This is a genomic window from Ruegeria sp. BE3 (assembly GCF_056538865.1).
Map to the genome: position 1 here is coordinate 46,403 of NZ_JBQFTW010000014.1, position 21,108 is coordinate 67,510.

The window sequence follows — 21,108 nt, forward strand, 5'->3', positions numbered from 1 at the left end:
TATGGCCAAGCCCAAGAAACAGCCCCGCCCCAAGGCCGTCACGCCAAAAGGGTTCCGCGACTATTTCGGCCAGGAAGTCTCGCAGCGCACCGAGATGCTGCGGACGATTGCGGGCGTCTATCATCGCTATGGGTTCGACGCTTTGGAGAGCAGCGCGGTCGAGACGGTTGAGGCGCTGGGCAAGTTCCTGCCCGACGTGGACCGCCCGAACGAAGGTGTGTTTGCGTGGCAGGAGTTTGACGAAGGCGGCAACGGCGACTGGATGGCCCTGCGCTATGATCTGACCGCGCCTCTGGCCCGCGTCTATGCGCAGCACCGAAACGATCTGCCGACGCCCTATCGTCGCTATGCGATGGGTCCGGTTTGGCGCAACGAAAAGCCGGGGCCGGGGCGGTATCGCCAGTTTTATCAGTGCGATGCGGATACGGTCGGCACGGCCTCGATGGCTGCGGATGCCGAGATCTGTGCCATGCTTTCGGACACCTTGGAGACTGTGGGCATTCCACGCGGCGACTATCTGGTGCGCGTGAACAACCGCAAGGTTCTGAATGGCGTGCTTGAGGCGATGGGACTGGGTGAAGACGCCGCCGCCCGTGACAATGTCCTGCGCACCATCGACAAGTTCGACAAGGTGGGCGAGGCCGGTGTCCGCGAGCTGCTGACCAAGGGCCGACTGGATGCGTCTGGCGCGTTTATCGACGGCGTGGGCCTTAGCGACGATCAGGCCGAGCCTGTGATCGCCTTCCTGACCTCCAAAGCTGCAGATACTGCCGGGACGCTGGCCAATCTGCGCGTTGCCGTAGGCGACAGCAAGATCGGCGCGGATGGTATTGCCGAGCTGGAACAAATTGGTGCTCTGCTGGATGCGGGCGGATATGGCGCGGATCGGATCGAGATTGATCCTTCGGTCGTACGTGGCCTCGGCTACTATACCGGGCCGGTTTATGAGGCCGAACTGACCTTTGAGATATTCGATGAGAAAGGCCGCAAGCGGCAGTTTGGATCGGTGTCAGGCGGCGGGCGTTATGACGATCTGGTCAAACGCTTCACCGGGCAGGAAGTGCCTGCAACTGGTATCTCGATTGGCGTGGACCGCCTGCTGGCCGCTCTGCGCGAGAAGGGCCGGATCACCGCGCAGGCGACAGGCCCCGTGGTTGTCACAGTGATGGACCGCGACCGCATGGCCGACTATCAGGCGATGGTGGCCGAGTTGCGCAATGCCGGTATTCGGGCCGAGGTCTATCTGGGCAACCCCAAGAACTTCGGCAATCAGCTGAAATATGCGGATAAACGGAACTCTCCGGTTGCGGTGATCGAAGGCGGCGATGAGAAGGCGAATGGTATTGTGCAGATCAAGGACCTGATCCTTGGGGCCAAGATCGCCGAGAGCGCCACGCTGGAGGAATGGAAAGAACGCCCCAGCCAGTTCGAAGTGCCACGTGGCGATCTGGTCGCCAAAGTGCGTGAAATTCTGGACAGTCAGGACTAACCCATGGCGAACCGTTCCCAGATACAGGCCCGCGCCTCCATGATGCGTGTCCGGTTCGAGGCGGCGGGCGCGCAGGTGGTGGACACGCCCCTGCTGCAACCGGCCGGGACGCTGTTGGATCTTTACGGGGAAGATATCCGCGCGCGTGCCTACGTGACCTCGGACGCGCTGCGGGGTGAGCAGATGCTGCGCCCGGATTTCACTCTGCCGGTGGTCCAGATGCACATGTCCGAAGGAGCTGAGCCCGCGCGTTATACTTATTCCGGCGAAGTGTTTCGCCGTCAGGAGCACGACCCGGACCGGGCCAACGAGTATATTCAGGTCGGTTACGAAGTCTTTGACCGCGAAGATCCCGCCGGGGCCGATGCCGAAGTGTTCTCGTTGTTTGCCCTGCAGCTGCGTGGGTTGCCGCTGCGGGCAGCGACCGGCGATATCGGCATTCTGACCGCTGCCGTTGCCGGGCTGAAAACAACCGACCGTCGCAAAGCCGCGCTTATGCGGCACCTCTGGCGGCCACGCCGGTTCCGCGTTTTGTTGGACAGATACGCCGGACGCAAATCAGGGCCCGAGGGCCGGGATGCGCTGCTGGACGCTGCCGACCCATTGGTGATGGATACGCCCATGATCGGCAAGCGCCGCGCTCCGGAGATACTTGAACGGATCGAAGCTTTGCGCGAAGACCGAGCCGCGCCGCCGATCTCGGACAATGAACTGGCCGGGCTGGAAACGCTGCTGAACGTGCGCGAGACCATGCCATTCGCGCTGGAACAGTTGCGCGACGTAGCGGTCGACCTGCCTCAGATTACACCCGCTCTGGATCGGCTCGAGGCCCGGATCGCTGCCCTGCAGGCGCGGGGTGTGAATGTTGATCGGCTAGATTTTGAGGCATCCTACGGCCGGACATCGATGGAGTATTACGACGGTTTTGTCTTTGGCTTCTACGCCGAAGGCCGCCCTGATCTGCCGCCGGTCGCAACTGGCGGGCGCTATGACGCGCTGACCCGGCAGTTGGGTGACGGCTCGGAGATCCCTGCCATCGGCGGTGTGATCCGCCCCGATCTGATGCTGGAAGTCGAGGAGGGCGCGCAATGAGCCTGAAACTGGGCGTGCCTTCGAAGGGCCGGTTGATGGATAAAACCTTCGCATGGTTCGAAAAGCGCGGCATCACCCTGTCGCGCAGCGGATCGGATCGCGAATATGCGGGTAAGGTCGAGGGGATCGACGGTGTCTCGCTGATCCTGCTCTCCGCCGGAGAAATCCCCCGTGAACTGGCCGCCGGGCGCATTCATCTGGGCGTCACCGGCGTCGATCTGGTGCAAGAGAAGCTGCCGCGCTGGGAACAGCAGGTCGAAGAGGTCGCGCCGCTGGGCTTTGGCAAGGCGGATCTGATCATTGCGGCGCCTGCCTGCTGGGTCGACGTTGATACTCTGGATGATCTGGACGCGGCAGCGGCGGGTTTCCGTAAAGCCCATGGTCACCGGCTGCGCATCGCCACGAAGTATCATCGCTTGGTTCGGGAATTCCTGACCGACGCAGGCGTCGCAGATTACACGCTGGTCGATAGCCAGGGCGCGACAGAGGGCACTGTGGTCAACGAAACCGCCGAGGCGATTGCGGACATCACCTCGACCGGCGAGACGCTGCGCGCGAACCACCTGAAAATCCTGTCGGACGGGTTGATCCTGCAGTCACAGGCGACCTTGTGGCGCAGCCGGGTTGCGAAATGCGACGCGGACGAAAAAGCAATACTGAACGACCTGCTGGATCGTCTGCGCTAAAGTACGCCGATATCCGCCAGTGCGCGGTTCATTTCGTCGGGCAGGGCGTCGTCCTGCTCGCGAGTTTCCGGCAGGTCGGCAGGCGTATCCTCCGGTTTCAGATAGCGCCAGCCTTGGAAAGGACGTTTCAGGGCATTTTGCGTGCGGTGCACCTCGGGGTCCAGTACAATGGCGCAACGACGGATGCCGTCCTCGCCGCGCACCTCATCCAGCCGCAGGATGCGCTGGCGGCACTGCACGACGCCCTTGATCACCCAATAGATTGAACCGCCATTTAGAATCTCAGCCTCGCGCTTGGGCCACATGCGGGTGACGTGGCGCGGGCAGCCGTCTTCATAGAGAGGCTTTCGGCTGTCTTGCCACGCCATCAGCGTGTCGACACTTTCCGAGCCGACCGAAAGTTTGACGAGGTTGATGTACTTATCCACAGTTTATCCACGCAAGTACCCAGATGAATCTGACTGGTATGGTAGGGCGAACGTCCTGACTCATCAAGTTATGGTAGCGCTAGGTAATGAAATTGGTCTATCTTGTATGCCTCACAGGAACTAGGAATCACCAATGAGCCGCTTTGCCGCCCCCATCGCCGAGCAGATCTGGGACATGAAATACCGCTTCAAACAGGCGGATGGCACGCCCATCGATCAGACGGTCGAGGACAGCTGGCGGCGCATCGCCCGCGATCTGGCGAAGGTCGAGAAAGACCCGGTGCATTGGGAAGAAAAGTTCATTGAGGCGCTGGAGGATTTCAAATACCTCCCCGCTGGCCGCATCACCGCAGGCGCAGGCACCGCGCGGCAGGTGACCCTGTTCAACTGCTTCGTCATGGGCACGATCCCCGACAGCATGGGCGGTATCTTCGATATGCTGAAGGAAGCCGCGCTGACCATGCAGCAGGGCGGGGGGATCGGTTACGATTTCTCAACCATACGTCCGCGTGGCGCGGACGTGAAAGGGGTTGCAGCGGATGCCTCGGGACCTCTGAGTTTCATGGATGTGTGGGATGCGATGTGCCGGACGATCATGTCAGCAGGCTCGCGCCGGGGCGCGATGATGGCAACCATGCGCTGCGATCACCCGGATATCGAACAGTTCATCACTGCCAAGTCCGACCCTGCCCGTCTGCGCATGTTCAACATGTCGGTTCTGGTGACCGATCCCTTCATGGAGGCAGTCAAGGTTGATGGCCCGTGGGAGCTGGTGTTCGACGGCAAGATCTATCACACTGTTCAGGCCCGTGATCTGTGGAACAAGATCATGCAGGCGACCTATGATTACGCCGAACCCGGTGTGATCTTCATCGACCGGATAAATCAGGCCAACAACCTCAGCTACGTCGAGACCATTGCTGCGACCAATCCGTGCGGCGAGCAACCCTTGCCGCCTTATGGTGCCTGTCTGCTTGGCTCGATCAACCTGGCACGACTGGTTGCGGAACCTTTCGAGGAGGCCGCCCATCTGGATGAGGATGCGCTGAAGGAGCTGGTCGCCACCGCTGTCCGCATGATGGACAATGTGGTTGACGCGTCGAAATTCCCGCTGGCCGAACAAGAGGCCGAAGCGCAGGACAAGCGTCGCATCGGGTTGGGCGTGACGGGTCTGGCCGATGCGCTGTTGATGATGGGCCTGCGTTATGGCTCGGACAAGGCGGCGCGTCAGACCGAGCGCTGGTTGCACGCGATCGCCCGCGCCGCGTATCTGGCGTCGGTCGATTTGGCGAAGGAAAAAGGCGCGTTCCCGTTGTTTGACGCCGAGAAATACCTTGCCAGTGGTACTATGCAGCAGATGGATGAGGATGTGCGTGATGCCATCCGCGAGCATGGCATCCGCAATGCCCTGCTGACTTCTATTGCGCCAACGGGGACGATTTCACTTTATGCAGGCAATGTATCCTCGGGTATCGAGCCTGTCTTTGCCTATGCCTATACGCGAAAGGTGCTGCAAAAGGATGGTTCGCGCACCGAGGAAGAGGTTGTGGACTACGCCGTGCAGATGTGGCGTGATAAGTTTGGCGACACCGAGCTGCCAGAATATTTCGTGAATGCGCAGACGCTGCCCCCGTCTGACCACGTCAAGATGCAGGCGGCAGCGCAGAAATGGATCGACAGCTCGATTTCGAAGACCATCAACTGCCCCGAAGATATCAGCTTTGATGCCTTCAAGGATGTCTACATGCAGGCCTGGGATCAGGGCTGCAAGGGGTGCACCACCTATCGTCCGAATGATGTTACGGGCTCAGTTCTGACCGTATCCGAAAGCGCTGACAAGGCCCCGGGCGAAAGCGCCGATGCGCCGCATCAGGTCGACGGTGGCGAGGTAGTCTACATGTCCGAACCGTTAGACCGCCCGCAATCGCTGGAGGGCTCAACTTACAAGTTGAAATGGCCTGACAGCGAGCACGCAATCTATCTGACGATCAACGACATCGTTCATGGCGGTCGCCGCCGACCGTTTGAAGTGTTCATTAACTCCAAAAACATGGAGCACTATGCCTGGACGTTGGCCCTGACCCGGATGATCTCGGCGGTGTTCCGGCGCGGAGGCGATGTGTCCTTCGTCGTTGAAGAGTTGAAGGCGGTGTTTGATCCACGCGGCGGGGCTTGGGTCAAAGGTAAGTATATCCCCTCGATTCTGGCTGCGATTGGTGGAGTGATTGAACAGCACATGGTCAATATTGGATTCCTTGAAGGCGAAGGGATGGGCCTGAAATCCGATCCTCAGGCGCAAGTGGTCAACATGGATGCCCCACGCGGCAAAGCTTGCCCGTCCTGCGGCCAGTTTGACATGGTGATGATCGAAGGATGCATGACGTGCCGCAGCTGCGGTCATTCGAAATGTGGTTAGCAGATCTAGATTGAAGTTTGTGTGGCGTTTCACGTGACATGACCTAAACGTTTCAATAGGTCATTTTAGGCTGGTGATATGAGAAAACGGCCTCGGATTTCTTCCGGGGCCGTTCGCAAGTCTGACAGGGACAAACGATTGAGATTTCGCTGGGCTGAAGACATTATCAGGCGTTGATACGGGTGGAAAGTGGACGTCGCTGCAGTTGCAAACCTATCCGGTAGCGCATGCGAAAGCCGACCTTCGCGGGCGACGTCTACGGCTGGATTCTAAGATACAAAGAATCCTTGTGATTTCGTAAGCGGAGATGGCTTGGACATGCGTGACGAAACTAAACAGGCGCTCCCATGTTCAGGCAGTCAGTTTGAAGAGGCTGTTAAGAACCAACATTTGATTAAGCAATACGGCCATTCGTTGTTTCAGAACCTTATGGAAGCTGTGAGTTCTCCGACAACGCTGGATCCACCACCAAAGGTTGATTGAAACTCGCCGCTGAAGCCTATCGATCGGTTTCCATCTGCAGATGTATGTTCAAGCGTAAAGCCAAGAAACCCTGCAGCTGCATCTTCTGTGGAAGCTACGAAAGAAAAGGGTGTCGCTGCCACGATTGCGTCCACATCGTCGGATCCTGCATCGAAAGATGCATCTACTCCAACGGCCCAGTTCACGTAGGTGCTCGATCCATTTGCGGCCTCGTAGAGGCGGGGCAAGTTCATTTGCACCCTCGTGTTGAAGATCGAAACGTTCCGATCCTCGACCGTCAGCGGATACGCGGTTCCTGTTTCGGTATACTCATCAAGTTTCAGGAAGACATAGCTTGCGCGTGCACTGAAGAAGGCAGGAATTGGCATGGCGTTGATGGGTGCCGAGATCGAGAGCGATGGCGAAACGAACGTGCCGTCAAAATCGCCTTTCGATTCGCCGCCATCAACGTTTCGGGTCGCTTCATTGTCGGTTACGCCAGCAAGAAGCGCCGCGTTGATGCTGTATCGTCCGTAGTCCCTTTCGAGGTAAACGCCCCCAAAATATGACCTGATATCGGTATCGCCTGCGTCTTGATCGAGCGAGATATGGCTGTTGTCATATCCGACAAGAACACCAAAATCGCTATTATCGATGAGTTCATTCGTTTCGGCTCCAACTACGAAACCGTACATACGATGGCTGAACCCTAGATTTGAACCGTCTTCTTCAACATCGCGATCTCCGCCAAAGGCCGTAGCCCAGACATATGGACCGTTATCCTGTTCGACATACCCGAAAGGACCCAGGTTTCTGCTGACCTGACCGTCCGATGACCCGGACGCATAGGGGCTGGCGGTTTCAATCGTGTTGAATACTGCGTCTGTCAGATCGCTGATGAAGGTACCTTGGGCCGCAAATCCTGTCGTATCTACCGATACCGCCGTGAGGCCGTTGTTGGCCAAAACGCCGGCCCCTCCAAAATTGACGACTTCAGGGGCGGACGCGAGGTCATTGTCGTCACCCGATGCATCAGCAAAATTGACAACCGCATTCATCCCGTGCGCAAAGTTCAACGTGTCGATGTCATTCGGGTTCGTGCCCCCCATGCCATCGTTGCCATTGCCGAAATCGACCGAACCGTTCAGAATCGAGCCGGGCTCGAGATTCAACGTGTCGTTCCCGTCGCCGCCATATACGATGGAAAAGCCTTCGCGACTGGTGATACGGGCCGAGTTTGTGATGGTTGCGGCGGCATTGTTATCACGATCTTCGATCTCGATACCGTATTCGAACGCATCAATACTTCCGGTGTTCACAATGGTGATCGAACCGGCTCCGTCCACGTCCACTTCTATCCCGTTATTGTCCAGCGAACGCAACGCTCCGCTGTTGGTTACACGAGCATCGCCGTCACCGTTTAGTTCGATATCGATCGCGTCGGAATCGGCGGTAAGCCGGGCAGAGTTCACAATGCTGACGTCGCCGCTTCCCTCGACATCCACTTCGATCGCATCGTCTTCGCGAGAGGTTATCCGCCCCGAGTTTCTAATGAAGACATCGCCATCTCCGAAGATTTCGGCGTCAATTCCCTCGTCGTTTCTTGCGGTTATGGATGCAGCGTTTGTTAGGCTTATGTTGCCATTCTCTGTCACATGGGTGAAGATTCCGTCAACTTCGGCATTAATGGTACCGGTTGCCGTAATGGTTATATCACCGTTTCCGTCTATTTCAGCGTTGATGCCATCAATGCTTTCAGCCGCTATGTCACCCGACGCTTCAACCGAGATGTTTCCGTCACCAGCAACAAAGCTGCGGATCCCGTGCTCGCTTGCTTCGATATCACCGTTCATCGTGATCGAGATGTCGCCATCACCGTCAACTTCGGCTTCGATGCCGTCATCCGAACCGGCGCGGATATCACCTGTGACCTGAATGGTGATATCACCGGAATCCTCGGCATCAGCGTCAATTCCGATTGCACCGCCAGTGATATTGCCCACCACAGTGACGTCAATCACGCCTCCGGGGCTGCCGGTTTCCACATCAATCGCATCGCTGTCGCGCGATTGGACGTCGCCCGTCACATTGACGGTCACATTCCCGTCCTCCGCGTCAGCAAAGATCGCATGTTCTTCGTCAGCAGAAATGTTGCCATTGGAATTGATGGTTACGTTGCCTGTTCCATTGGCCGCGCCGTAGATCCCGTATTCTCTGCCAGTAATATCCCCGATGCTGTCGATGACGACATCACCCGCGCCATTCACTATTGCGTTGATACCATCGCCCGCTGCTTCACCGCTGACATCGCCCCGGTTTGTAATGTTAATGTCGCCATCATTGGTCACAAGCGCGCGGATGCTGTCCCTTGCGGACGAAATATTGCCCGACGAAGTGACGCTGATATCTCCGTCTCCGCCCCTTTGGCGGGCAAATATGCCATCAGCGTTGTTGCCTTCTGTCGTGATATTTCCGGTCGAGCGGATCGTGATATCGCCGTCACCGTCGTCTTGCCGGGCAAAGATCCCACGAGCGTTGTTTCCGGTAGTCGAGAGGTTGCCCTCGGATTCAACCGTGATATCCCCATCGCCGCCATTTTGACGCGCCAAGATGGCGTTCGCGTTGTTTCCTTCTGTAGTAATATTTCCGGTCGATTGGATCGCGATATCGCCATCGTCATCGCTTTGCTGTCCAAGTACACCGCCAGAGTTGTTTCCGGCCGTCGAGATATTGCCATCCGAGACCACCGAGACATCCCCTTCGCCGCCACTCTGAAGCGCGGTGATGCCTGTTGATCGATTTCCAGCTGTGCTGATGTCGCCCGCTGAGCTGACCGATACCACGCCGTCTCCACCGTCCTGATTGGCGTAAATTCCGTCTGAACGGCTGCCCGATGTGCTTATACGACCCGCTGAAACCACTGACACATCGCCATCACCACCTTGTTGAGTAGCGCCGATACCGGCGCTTCTGCTGCGTCCGGATGTCGTTATATTGCCCGTCGAGTTAACCGAAATTGCACCGTCACCCTCAAGGTCGGATCGAATTCCAAAGGATCGACGTCCGTCGGTTGCAATGTCGCCCGTCGATGTGATCGAAACATCCCCGTCGCCGTCTGCATCCACAACAAGCCCATCGGCGCCGTTCCCCGTCGTGACAATGCCTCCGGTTCCATTCGTCTGGACGTTAAGGGTTGCGTTACCTGTTGGTGTGCTGAAAGCCACGCCGTCTGTACCACCGCCTGGTGCAATTCCCGGAGCTGTCACGTTATTGATATTGAGCGTTTCGAGCGTTGGCCCGTTTGCCTGAACACCCGTTGAAACATCTCCCGTACAGGTGGCGAGGACACCCGCAACAGTACAAGGACCATTTGGCGGAGGAACAACCGTTTGCGCAACCAAAGGAGTTGCCACTCCAATCGATGCGCCAAGACCTATCGCACCGGCTGTAACTGGAGCGGCGAAAGCGCGATATGCAGCGGATTTTCCTTGATGGTATTTGTTCGTTTGTACTTTAGAAAGTGCTGCTGCACGACGGCGCGCTTTGCGGTTCAAACCGCTTACTCGAAACATCTTGTTCACCCCTTAAGAGTGGTCTGGAAACCACCGCAACTTTTTTTGCGCGGAAACCTCCGCGTATTTGTTAGCAGCAAAAAAATGATGGCTTTTTGATGTTCCGATTAATGATATATTAACGAATTTCTGAGCGGTCTGTTGAATGATGCAAATTGATCACATCCATGCTCTGAAAAAACCGATCGACTGTAGCTCCCTACTTGGATCCCGTGGAAAGATAGAATTGTTCAAATAACATCCATCTGTCTGCATGAATGCCAAACGGTTTCAGAATTCGCGCCCACTCGAATTTCTGCAGAGCGCTCTTAGCACAAAACTTCGGATACGCGCCGAATGTCTGCAACGGGCCGACCACATCTTAGTCTGGGACATTTATGCTTCGGTTGCTGCGCAGAAGTTGAATGTCCGCTCGGTTGTGCAAACTCTTATCGGAATCAGTCAAGTTCCAGCCGGGCGATGCCAATGATTTGGGGCAACGTAGTGGTCTGCGCATGCCAGCGTTTCCGTGCCTTTGACCCGCTTTGAGACATGCTTGTTGAGAACATTGAACCTAAGATATATTTTGACTGGATTGCGAACAAAAGGGAATGTTCATGATCAGGACTATTGCACCAGGGCTCTTTGCGCTCCTCTCGGCAACCTCGGCATTCGCAACTGTTGAGTTGTATTGCGAAGCCCCTGATGGATCGGGCACAGTTGTTGGTGTCGGATTGGGAACTGTCCCTGGTCTCGCAGTCGTGAGTGCGACCATACACGCAGACGGCAAACACTGGAGCCTATCAGAGGTCGAAGGCGCGATACCAATCATCGTGGCGCAGGGGGCCGATGTCGATATGCATACCGTAATCGACTTCGCCGATCCCGAGTACAGCCGGATCGTTGCCTCGGTTCGATTGATAACAGCCGTTGAAGGTGATGATTCCGTCACCGTGGGCACGCTCACGATACCAGATATCGGTGCCTTCCCGCTGGTTTGCGAAGGGTCTTAACCGTCCAATTTTGCGTAGTGCACGGAGGTCACTCGGCGGAAGCAGTCATCTCAAATTTTGTTTTGTTCAAATGGCTGAAATGGACCGCTTTCGAAGGCACCGCAATTCCTTGCGCGCTTGAAAGAGTTGTGCAAAGCCCCGTTGCCGCTTGGTGTCAAATTGTTGGGGCGTGTGCAGAGGTCTCTGGCGATTACCCGCCCTCAGTACTCAAGTTCGGCTTGATCTGACGGGCCTCTGATCTTCCTGATAGCTCAGCGTTTTCAGACTGGCTGAGAAATACAGCCGCTGGATAACGACGAACACGCACGGATGTTGATTGCGAATAGAGAGCAGGCTAAAAATTGAATAATTCGCAAATGTTGCGCAAACCGTTACACTATAGATGTCTTCGCGCGGAAATGTGCAGACAGCAAATTGAGGTCAGGCGGGTGGGTTCAAGCTGCTTAGGTAATCGCGGCGAAGAACTGGCCTGAACAAGGGTTATGGCAAATATCTTCGGTGCATTTCGGACGGATACGACGCTGACCACGGCTCAGGCCCAATTCGGCGGTGTTGGTACCACATTTCAGATCTCCTCATACAGTACGATCACCATCACTGATGGCGTTGACCCTAACATCATCGAGGGAGATGGAGTAACCAATGAGGTCCCCGATGACATCACGCAAACCTATCTGGGGAATGCAATTGCTTGGGATTATAATTACGAAGTCACAGATGGCACCAACACCTATACGATTGGCGTTTTCGACTATGATTCCAGCGGCAACAATGCGTTCGGCGGCGGAGCCGAACAAGGGTTCTTCATCGGCTTCATAGGAGATATCCCACCCCTCGACACATTGCTTACGATCACGGCGCTGGGTGAAGGAGCGTTTGCGAGCCCAATCGTGAATTTGCCTGTTCCCGACTTTGTTCCGTGTTTCGTCGGCGGAACGAATGTTCGCTTAAGAGACGGTCAAAAGGTAGTCGAGGATCTAAAAGCCGGCGATCAGGTCGAAGTTTTTGATCCCACGAATAAGGGAGCCGGTTTTGCTACGCTGCTGCGCGTGTTTCGTCGCGGAATTTCTGCTTCGGGACTAGTTGCAAACCCCAAGTTGCGTCCGGTTCGTATCAGTGCTGGAGCCTTGGGTAACGGCTTGCCCCGACGTGATCTTGTTGTGTCTCGACAGCACCGGATGTTGGTGTCTTCAAAGATTGTCGAGCGTATGTTTGGGATTTCCGAGGTTTTGGTGCCTGCGGTCAATTTAACTGCTCTGCCCGGTATTTTCGTCGATCAAGATGTGGATAGCGTCGAGTATTTTCACCTTCTTTTTGATCAACACGAGGTGATCTATGCCGAGGGCGCACCGTCGGAAAGCCTGTTTACCGGACCCGAGGTGCTCAAGGCTATCAGTACGGAGGCACGTTCAGAAATCCTGAGCATCTTTCCTGAACTTGCCGAATTCGAATACGCCCCGAAACCCGCACGCCCAATCCCATCCGCGAAGCTGCAAAAGCAATTGATCGCACGTCACATCAAGAATGAAAAATCGCTTCTTTCCGGCTACCACGCATTCTAGAAGCAGAGGTTCTCGCAGGATAGTTCAGCTTCCAATGTCTCGCAATATCCTTACCTTGATGCCTTTCTGAGAGCATTACCGATGTGCGATGCTAATGCAGCATGTTGTGTCGGTTTGTTCCCACAGCGAACGACAGCTTCGGCGGGCGGTGTCGCAGCGTCACCAACTGGCAGCCAACGGCAGGAATGAGCCGAGTATCGCTCGACCGTGTTTGATTTTTGCAGGTAATTGGTTGTGTTCCGCAGGCTTGCGAGCCACGTGCAGTTTCGTAAGTTAAGTGCCAGCATCAGAGAGGGCATGGAATGAGCTGGACCGAATATCTCGACATACACCAATCGCGCTTTGTCGAAGAGCTATGCGACTTCATCCGTATTCCATCGGTTTCAGCCAAACCCGAAAACGCGGGCGATGTTCGAAAGGCCGGGCAGTGGGTGGTTGATCGGTTGGTCACGGCGGGAATGGAAAACGTTCAGATGATGGAGACAGCAGGACATCCGGTGGTCTGCGCTGATTGGCTGCACGCCGGACCGGAAGCACCTACAATCCTGATCTATGGCCATTTTGACGTGCAACCTGCCGAACCTTTCGAGCTCTGGTCCTCACCTCCGTTCGAGCCGACGATCCGTGGGGATCGGATCTATGGGCGTGGGGCGACCGACGACAAGGGCGCCATGTTTATCCCGATCCTAGCGGCCGAGGCTTTGCTGGCGGAGACTGGGAAGCTGCCTGTCAACGTCCGGTTTTTCTTTGAAGGCCAGGAAGAAATCGGATCCCCCGACCTTCCCCCCTTTATCGAGGCAAATCTCGACCGGCTTCAGGCCGATATGATCTTTTCCGCCGATGGCAGCCAGTGGGATACCGAGACACCGCAACTGGTGCTGGGTCTGAAAGGGCTCACCTCGCTTGAGATCTCGGTTCAGGGCGCGAAATCGGACTTGCACTCTGGTATGCATGGCGGCGGCGTCGCAAACCCGGCAATGGCCTTGGCCCAGTTGCTGGCCAGCATGAAATCGCCCGATGGTCGGATCACGGTGGATGGCTTCTATGACGATGTCGTCGATTTGACGGACGAAGACCGCGCCGCAATTGCGCGAGTGCCTTGGGATGAGGCGGCCTATCTGGCTCAGACCGGAGCCCCGGCCACGTTGGGCGAACCGGGGTATACGACACGTGAAAATTTGTGGGCACGTCCGACACTTGAGGTCAACGGGCTGACCAGCGGTTGGCAAGGGGAAGGCACAAAGACCGTTTTGCCTGCGTTGGCCTCGGCCAAAATCACTTGCCGACTGGTCGCCAATCAAAATCCCGAAAAGGTCTTTGACCTGATCTCGGCCCATGTCGAAGCTCATTGCCCGCCGGGTGTGACGGCACAGGTATCTCGCAATCCCGGTCGTGCGGACCCTTTCCTCGTACCGGCCGGACACAACGCAACCGCGATCGCGGGACAGGTCCTCGAAGAGGTTTATGGCAAACCCGCGTACAGAACCCGCGTTGGAGGCTCGATCCCTGTGATGTCGACCTTGCTGGACGAACTGGGTTTACATGCGGTCATGTTTGCGTTCGGACATGAGGATGAAAACCAACACGCCCCGGACGAGTTCTTCCGTCTGCCAACATTCCGGCGCGGCCAGACAGCATATGCGAGGTTGATGGAACGGTTGGGTGAATAGGCATCTGCAGCCTCGGTTCACCCGTTTTCACAAGCTTCCGACATCACGGCATGGGTGCGGTCAATGACATGCCGCACCTCTGGAAGAAATCGGTCTTCATGATGTGTGACCAACCACTGATCATGTTCCAGATCATCAATCAGGGGTGAGACTGGTTTCAAACCCGGCTGCGTGTTTCCGATGAAGGTGGGCAGAACTGCCCGGGCCAGCCCTGCATTTGCAAGCTCCAGCGCATTTTGCGGCGCCGTCACTTCGATGGCGTCGTCCTTTTGCGAATGCGCCTTCAACCATTTTGCCGAAGGTGTATTGGACATGACCCGCGCCCAGGTCAAAACGCTTGCGTCCGCGGCATAGACCGCAAACCGAACGCGCCCGATCTTGCGACCCGCCAGGTTGATCTCTTCTGGTCGGTGGTTTCGAATGCCGATCGCGGCCTCCCGGTGTCCGATCTTCAACACCTCTTCTGACGAGATGAAGCGCAGCCGAACCGGCATTGATCCGGTAAGCTTTCCGACTGTGCCGATCAAAACCCGTGTTACCCATGTCCCGGCCGAGATTTTGACCAAAGGTGGTGCGCTGGCGAGGCTGCTGTCAGTGACAGGTATGACGCGCGCCTCGATGCTTTCCACCTTTTTCAACAGCGTTTGACCGTCTTCGGTCAGGTCATACCCTCGCGGTTTGCGGTGAAACAGCTCAGTTCCGAGGTTACGCTCAAGCTCGATCATGCGCCGACCCAGTGTGGGTGCGCTCTTGCCGGTCTGTTCGGCCGCTGGCCCAAGCCCGCCTGCTCTGGCAACCGCAAGGAAAAGCCGCAGGTTGTCCCAGTCAAAGTTGCTTTCATTCATGAAATAAAGCTTACATTCTGTGTTGTTGATGAAAAGACTGTGATGGCTTTTTTTCTGAAGGATCAGTCACGAGGTCCACAGATGAATTTTCTCGAAACCGAAATCTCACCCCTTGGCATGGGATGCTGGCCGATCGGCGGCAAGATGTATTGGGGCGAACAGTCGCTGGGATACACTCGATCGGACGACGGAACCTCCATTCGCACGATCCACGCCGCTCTGGACGGTGGGATCACATTGTTTGACACCGCCGCCGCCTATGGCGCGGGGCATTCGGAACGTTTGTTGGCCAAAGCGCTAAAGCAGCGACCCGATGCACTGATTGTCACAAAGATCGGGGTTGGGATCGATGAGGCAAGCAGGCAGATTTCGTTTGACCCTTTCACCCCGGATCAAGTTGGCCCTGCCGTTGATGGGTGCCTGTCGCGGCTGGAACGGGATCGGATTGATCTCTTGCTGTTGCATGTGAACGATATGCCAGTTTCCCGGGCCGAGGCAGTGTTTGACGAACTGGACCGGTTGAAAGAGGCCGGCAAGTTGCGTGCCTATGGTTGGAGCACCGACCATTCCGAAAGCGCCCGGGTAGCCTCATCCAGGGATGGATTCAGCGCATTGGAATACGTGTTGAACGTCTTTTTCGACGCGCCCCGGATGCAACAAGTTGTCCAAGAGGAAGGGCTATTATCGCTAATCCGCTCACCCCTTGCGATGGGGTTGCTATCTGGCAAATACGATCAGAACAGCGTCATGGCGCCGGACGATGTGCGCGCATCCGGTGAAAGCTGGATGGAGTACTACAAGGATGGCAAAGCAAACCCGGATCTCATGCAACAACTTGATGCGGTTCGGGATTTACTGACTTCAAATGACCGAACTCTTGTGCAAGGGGCTCTTGGGTGGATATGGGGCCAATCTGAAACATACGTACCGATTCCGGGCGCTCGGACAGAAGAACAAATTGAGGTTATTTCAGCAGCACTGACCTTCGGTGCCTTGCCGGTTGAAGCAATGAGCGAAATACAAAGCTTGATTACACGCAACCCCAACGAACCAGACCGCCCCCGGTAACTTTAAGAACTGTATCAAAGCTTTGCACCCGCAGCGAATGTCTCCTTTGACGGGCTCGCCGCTGCGACGAAGCCCACCGATCAACGGCAGCTAATGGGCCGCCCTAAACTGTTCGGGCAGGCACTGGTGACTGCGAGCACCGGCCTTAAGCACCCAACTCGTCATCTTCCGGAGAACTTCCTATACTGTCCTCAATTATGGTGCGAGGGATCGGTTTGGTTCAGGAGGTGCTTCAACGCCGGTTGGCGGCCATCGTTGCGATTGACATGGTCGGCTACAGCCGCCTCGTTCAATTGGACGAGGCTGGCACCTTAGCGCGCCAAAAGGCGATCCGTACCGATCTGATTGACCCCGCGGTGCGGGGCTTCGGGGGGCGAATTGTCAAGACGACGGGCGACGGTGCGCTGCTTGAGTTCGCAAGTGTGGTCAGCGCCGTCGAATGGGCCGTCGCGGTGCAGCGCGAGATGCCCGACTTCGAAATGGACATCCCCGAAGACCGCCGCATCGCCTACCGGATCGGTATCAACCTCGGCGAGATCGTGCATGATGGCGACGATATCTTCGGTGACGGGGTGAATATCGCGTCCCGCCTGGAAGGTTGCGCTGACCCCGGAGGGATCTGCATATCAGAGCCGGTCTTTCTGAACGTCCACGGTAAGCTCGATCTCGGCTTCGCGGATCTTGGCCCGCAACAGGTCAAGAACATACAAGATCCAATCACTGCCTTTGCGGTGCTTCCAAACCCCGAAGATGCCGGTACCGTCGTCACGGCCCACCGCACTCGCAAGCCGAACATGCGCTTCGGGATTTTTGCGTTTGCCTTGGTGCTTCTTGCTACAGGGTATCTCGCCTGGTTCTGGTTGGCACCGCCCCAGCCGGGGGGCGACCGCCTGCTGATCGTACCGTTTGCCGCTGCTACGGCCGGGGACCGACAGATCGCCGACGCCGCGACCGAGGATTTCATCGCCTCGCTGTCCCGGCTCGAGGGTCTGCAAACCGTCCCCCATGCCGTGTCCCTAGGATACAAGGGGATCGCGCCCGAGCCTGGTGAGATCGACCCAGAGACCGGCATACGCTACGTGCTCGGCGGAACGGCGGGCCGGGCGGGCGACCGGATTGAGCTGGCCGTAAACCTCCGAGATTTCGGCGACGACGGCGCGGTGATCTGGGAGGATAGCGCCCACGGGGCGCCGGCAGACGTCTTCGACTTTCTGGCCGGGCTCAAACAAGGGGCCGCCGCCAAACTCATAGGCCCCCTGTCGGCGCCGGAACGCGCCGTGTTGCGGGCGCCGTCCACAACCGATACCGGCGCGTTCATGGCCTATGCCGAGGCCGAAAGGTTCCTTGCCAGCGGGAACTTCTTCGAGATGGAACAATCTCTCCCTCTCTACGAATACGCGATCGAGCGGGATCCCGAATTTCTGGCCGCGCATGCAGGTTATGCCACCGTAAACTTCATCATCTGGAGCCGCAGCTATAACACCATCCGATATACGCTCGACGCGCTCAAGGAAGCGGAACGGACAGTCCGCTATATCCTCGACGTCGACGACACCCATCCAGATGCCCTCGGGATTCAGATCGGCATCAAAATCGAGAAACGCCAATGGAATGCTGCCTTGACCGAGGCCCGGGGTGCCGTCTTCCTGCAACCTGATGAACCCCGGCTGCGGTACGTGTTAGGCCAGGCTCTTCTCGCGGCCGGGCTTTATGACGAAGCGCGCACCGAATTCACAGCCTACCAAGACCTTTCGCCCCGGCTCAATGCTTCGGAAATGCGAGAGCTCGCCTTTCATCGCTTTCTCCTGGACGAAACCGACCTGGCGCTTGCGCTTCTGAATCGTGTACCGCCCGAAGAAAGCGATCGGATCGACCAGTACATATTGGCAGCGGCGGCACATGCCCGGAAAGGAGACATCGAGATCGGGAAACAGTTCATGGACCTGTTTTTGAAGGAAACAGTCTGGAACAACCTCCTTTGGCAACAGGGTTACTTCGGACGGTACTCGGACCCGGCTCTCTTTGCGTTGTGGGCCGAAGCGCTTTCCGCCGCCGGAATGCCAGCCTCGCCATTTGATTTCGAGAAGGGACGGGAAGCCGACAGATTGAGGCATGACGAATTGGTCGCGCTCTTCTCGGATGAGTACGAGGAAATTGTCGACACCGGCCCCTTCGGTACACCCTACCGGCAGGATCGCCCGTCCAAGGGGGTGACCGTTATGTTTTTCGGCTGGATGGATGGCCAGCCAATCACGTCGCGTTGGGTGATCCGGGACGGTCAGTACTGCCATCGCACGAAGGCGGTCCATGTCGACCGCGAAGAGTGTAACAACGTCTACATCGATCGGGAAAAATCGACTGACGCAGTCAAATACGTCGCAAATGTCTATTCCTTCGGTGTATTCGAGTCCGAATTCCGGCGCCGGGTAGACTAGACGGCGCTAAGCATATGTTGCATGGTCCTGTGCAAAATAGAACTGCTGTGAGTTCATCCAGCTTCTTATTTTGCGTTTGCCGCGAATGTCCGCAAGGCGGGCTGCACTCGCGGCATTCCAAGGCTCCGGCCAAGGTCTGATCTGGGCCGTGATAATGCGTTTTCAAGCCGGGCGCTCATCAGTTTGAACATAATTGAACCATGTGGAAATTCTTATCGTTCTTCCCTAACCTTCCTTAAGGGGGAGTCATTAGTGAAACGTCGACTCACGGTCATTCTTGCTATCGATGTAGTCGGCTATTCCCGCCTCATGAGAGACGACGAGGCGGGAACACTAAGAACTCTCAAAAGGCATCGTTCGGAACTAATTGACCCCAAGGCTATTCAATACGGAGGGCGAACCATCAAACTGATGGGCGACGGGGCGTTGATGGAATTTACCAGCGTTGTGGATGCGGTTCGTTTTGCAGTCGAAATACAGTGCGGCATGCCCGAAAGGAACTCTGGTGTTCCCGCTGGCGACCGAATTGAGTTCCGCATCGGAATCAACGTTGGAGACGTGATTGATGAGGGCGGGGACATTTACGGGGACGGTGTAAACCTTGCTGCAAGGATCGAAAGCCTTGCTCAACCCGGTGGAGTTTGTGTTCACCGCAACGTCTTTAGCCAGGTTCGCGGAAAACTGGATCTGGACTTCGAAGATTTGGGCCGAGTGAAGGTCAAGAATATTGAACTGGCTGTACCGGTCTTTAACGTAGAGCTGAATGAAAAAGCGACGCGGCTGGTATCTTCTGTCAAGATCACTAAGCCAAACCGAATTCCGTCCGCTGCCCGGGCGGCTGGTGTTGTCTTTGTTGCTCTAATCCTTGTTGTCGGACTAGTCGTGTGGCGCTTCAACGCACCTGATTTTCAGCCGGTGAAGATAGCAGAAATGGAACGTCCGCTGCCGGATAAGCCGTCGATTGCCGTGTTGCCATTCAGTGACCTGAGCCAGGGTAGCGACAAGGGCTACCTCAGCGACGCGATCAGTGAAGAGATCATTGCCAAACTTTCCCGCTTTCCTGAGTTTTTCGTAATCGCCCGAAACTCTAGCTTCTTCTACAGAGACAAGTCGGCAGATCTTCGCGATATCGCCAAGGAACTGGGCGTGCGGTATGTATTGGAAGGCAGTCAGCAAAAGTCAGGTGACAAGCTTCGCGTGAATGCGACCCTCATAGACGCGGCGGCCGGGAATGCGATTTGGACTGATACGTATGATCGCGACATGGTGGACATCTTTGCGCTGCAGGATGAAATCACCCGAACGATTGTCGCGACACTGGAACAGAATATCGACCTCGCTGAATACGACCGATTGCTGCGTCAACCCACTCAAAGCCCTGGGGCATATGAGCTTGTTTATCTGAGCCGCGCGGAACGGTTGAAGTTCACACCGGCAGGCAATCAAGAAGCCAAACGGTTGGCTGAAGAGGCTATCGAGCTGGATCCGGCCTATTCGGTTGCCTATTTCAGCCTCGCCTGGGTGCATATCAACTGTGATCGCTGGGGATGGTGTGCCGATCGACCGCGAAAACAAGCCCTCGACCTTGCCTTCGCGGCGGCTCGCAAAGCTGTTGAGCTCGATCCTGACAGTTCTTTGGCGCATTGGGTTCTCGCTCACACGTTCATGCAGGCCAATAACCTTGAGCAAGCCGAAAAAGAGTATGACCGCGCCATCGCGCTTAACCCCAACTCGGCAGGTGTATTGGCGGGTTCCGTTGAAACGCTGGTTTACCTTGGCCGCGCGAACGAGGCTGTTGAAAGACTCCAAACCGCGATCCGTCTGAACCCCCATCATCCAGATTGGTACCTTTGGAGCCTCGCCTGGGCGCTGTATTTCACCGGTGAATATGAAGCTGGTCTCGAAGCGATAGACCGGATGACGAAAATACCTAACTTGGCGCGCCGTACGCAGGCGGCACTGTACGTACGATCGGGGCGGCTTGAGGAAGCCAAAGGCTCGATAGACAAATTGCTGGAAAATCAGCCTAACTATACGATTGAGGACCAACGACACAGTCTCAGCGGAAAGTTCTTAGATAAAAGCGTTCCTGACGGCTTTATTGACGATTTACGTGCTGCTGGATTGCCGGATCGGCGCGCTGATTGATGGTTTTGATACGGACTAATTGTAACTTGAATGATTATTATGCATCGCGTGGATTTGCATCACGGTATAATCCGCGACCTCAACGAGACACGCTTATTGAGAACTGTGAACCTAAGATATATTTTGACCGGATTGCGAACGAAGGGAAATGCTCATGATCAGGACTTCTGCGCTGATGCTCTTTGCACTCTTCTCGGCAACCTCGGCATTCGCAACTGTTGAGTTGTATTGCGAAGCCCCCGA

13 protein-coding genes are annotated in these 21,108 nt (G+C 56.3%); 10 read left to right on the forward strand and 3 right to left on the reverse strand.

All coding sequences use genetic code 11. The features are described from left to right. Position 1: 1 nt before the first annotated feature. From hisS to hisG, 3 genes are read left to right on the forward strand one after another with little or no spacing between them, the layout of a single operon-like run. The gene (gene hisS, locus ACR0AZ_RS20165) at positions 2-1,489 is read left to right on the forward strand and encodes a histidine--tRNA ligase (RefSeq protein WP_480468843.1); all 1,488 of its coding nucleotides are present in this window, start codon (positions 2-4) and stop codon (positions 1,487-1,489) included. Positions 1,490-1,492: 3 nt separating this feature from the next. Then, positions 1,493-2,581 (forward strand): ATP phosphoribosyltransferase regulatory subunit, encoded by a 1,089-nt coding sequence (locus ACR0AZ_RS20170; RefSeq protein ID WP_480468844.1) that lies wholly within the window; start codon positions 1,493-1,495, stop codon positions 2,579-2,581. Continuing rightward, positions 2,578-3,267 carry an ATP phosphoribosyltransferase gene (gene hisG, locus ACR0AZ_RS20175; RefSeq protein WP_480468845.1) on the forward strand — a complete coding sequence of 230 codons (690 nt, stop codon included), beginning with the start codon at positions 2,578-2,580 and terminating at the stop codon, positions 3,265-3,267. The genes ACR0AZ_RS20170 and hisG overlap by 4 nt, the downstream gene beginning before the upstream one ends. On the opposite strand, the gene ACR0AZ_RS20180 is transcribed toward hisG, so the two are convergent. Next, positions 3,264-3,695, reverse strand: a complete 432-nt coding sequence (locus ACR0AZ_RS20180) for a DUF1489 family protein (protein ID WP_480668132.1) — start codon at positions 3,693-3,695, stop codon at positions 3,264-3,266. The genes hisG and ACR0AZ_RS20180 overlap by 4 nt on opposite strands. A 133-nt stretch (positions 3,696-3,828) precedes the next feature. Between ACR0AZ_RS20180 and ACR0AZ_RS20185 the strand changes: the two genes are divergently transcribed. Then, complete coding sequence (locus ACR0AZ_RS20185; protein WP_480668133.1) at positions 3,829-6,111, forward strand: adenosylcobalamin-dependent ribonucleoside-diphosphate reductase; 2,283 nt, start codon at positions 3,829-3,831, stop codon at positions 6,109-6,111. Between the two features lie 419 nt (positions 6,112-6,530). Here ACR0AZ_RS20185 and ACR0AZ_RS20190 read toward each other — a convergent pair whose 3' ends face one another. After that, a complete protein-coding gene (locus ACR0AZ_RS20190; protein WP_480668134.1) occupies positions 6,531-9,986 on the reverse strand; it encodes an autotransporter domain-containing protein in 3,456 nt (1,151 codons plus the stop codon). A gap of 755 nt (positions 9,987-10,741) precedes the next feature. On the opposite strand from ACR0AZ_RS20190, the gene ACR0AZ_RS20195 reads away from it, so the two are divergent. From ACR0AZ_RS20195 to ACR0AZ_RS20205, 3 genes are all read left to right on the forward strand, one after another. Next, on the forward strand, positions 10,742-11,137 hold the full coding sequence (locus tag ACR0AZ_RS20195) for a hypothetical protein (protein ID WP_480668135.1): 396 nt from the start codon (positions 10,742-10,744) through the stop codon (positions 11,135-11,137). A gap of 482 nt (positions 11,138-11,619) precedes the next feature. Continuing rightward, complete coding sequence (locus tag ACR0AZ_RS20200; RefSeq protein ID WP_480668136.1) at positions 11,620-12,699, forward strand: Hint domain-containing protein; 1,080 nt, start codon at positions 11,620-11,622, stop codon at positions 12,697-12,699. Between the two features lie 302 nt (positions 12,700-13,001). Continuing rightward, on the forward strand, positions 13,002-14,369 hold the full coding sequence (locus ACR0AZ_RS20205; RefSeq protein WP_480468869.1) for a dipeptidase: 1,368 nt from the start codon (positions 13,002-13,004) through the stop codon (positions 14,367-14,369). Between the two features lie 17 nt (positions 14,370-14,386). On the opposite strand, the gene ACR0AZ_RS20210 is transcribed toward ACR0AZ_RS20205, so the two are convergent. Then, on the reverse strand, positions 14,387-15,214 hold the full coding sequence (locus ACR0AZ_RS20210; protein ID WP_480468870.1) for a LysR family transcriptional regulator: 828 nt from the start codon (positions 15,212-15,214) through the stop codon (positions 14,387-14,389). Between the two features lie 81 nt (positions 15,215-15,295). Here ACR0AZ_RS20210 and ACR0AZ_RS20215 point away from each other — a divergent pair, with 81 nt between their 5' ends. The 3 genes from ACR0AZ_RS20215 to ACR0AZ_RS20225 all read left to right on the forward strand — a co-directional run bounded on the left by ACR0AZ_RS20215 (position 15,296) and on the right by ACR0AZ_RS20225 (position 20,865). Then, entirely contained in the window at positions 15,296-16,282 is a 987-nt protein-coding gene (locus ACR0AZ_RS20215; protein WP_480668137.1) for an aldo/keto reductase, read from the forward strand. Between the two features lie 242 nt (positions 16,283-16,524). After that, positions 16,525-18,717, forward strand: coding sequence for a tetratricopeptide repeat protein (locus ACR0AZ_RS20220; RefSeq protein WP_480561583.1), 2,193 nt, complete (start codon positions 16,525-16,527; stop codon positions 18,715-18,717). Positions 18,718-18,969: 252 nt separating this feature from the next. Beyond that, positions 18,970-20,865: an adenylate/guanylate cyclase domain-containing protein gene (locus ACR0AZ_RS20225; protein WP_480468873.1), complete on the forward strand. Its 1,896-nt coding sequence runs from the start codon at positions 18,970-18,972 to the stop codon at positions 20,863-20,865. The last annotated feature ends 243 nt before the right edge of the window (positions 20,866-21,108 follow it).

What these genes read in the sequence shown, in the direction of transcription:
- ACR0AZ_RS20210 (WP_480468870.1), bottom strand. Translation starts at nt 15,214, where the DNA reads ATGAATGAAAGCAACTTTGACTGGGACAACCTGCGGCTTTTCCTTGCG.
- ACR0AZ_RS20205 (WP_480468869.1), top strand. Translation starts at nt 13,002, where the DNA reads ATGAGCTGGACCGAATATCTCGACATACACCAATCGCGCTTTGTCGAA.
- ACR0AZ_RS20170 (WP_480468844.1), top strand. Translation starts at nt 1,493, where the DNA reads ATGGCGAACCGTTCCCAGATACAGGCCCGCGCCTCCATGATGCGTGTC.
- hisG (WP_480468845.1), top strand. Translation starts at nt 2,578, where the DNA reads ATGAGCCTGAAACTGGGCGTGCCTTCGAAGGGCCGGTTGATGGATAAA.
- ACR0AZ_RS20215 (WP_480668137.1), top strand. Translation starts at nt 15,296, where the DNA reads ATGAATTTTCTCGAAACCGAAATCTCACCCCTTGGCATGGGATGCTGG.
- ACR0AZ_RS20200 (WP_480668136.1), top strand. Translation starts at nt 11,620, where the DNA reads ATGGCAAATATCTTCGGTGCATTTCGGACGGATACGACGCTGACCACG.
- hisS (WP_480468843.1), top strand. Translation starts at nt 2, where the DNA reads ATGGCCAAGCCCAAGAAACAGCCCCGCCCCAAGGCCGTCACGCCAAAA.
- ACR0AZ_RS20185 (WP_480668133.1), top strand. Translation starts at nt 3,829, where the DNA reads ATGAGCCGCTTTGCCGCCCCCATCGCCGAGCAGATCTGGGACATGAAA.
- ACR0AZ_RS20195 (WP_480668135.1), top strand. Translation starts at nt 10,742, where the DNA reads ATGATCAGGACTATTGCACCAGGGCTCTTTGCGCTCCTCTCGGCAACC.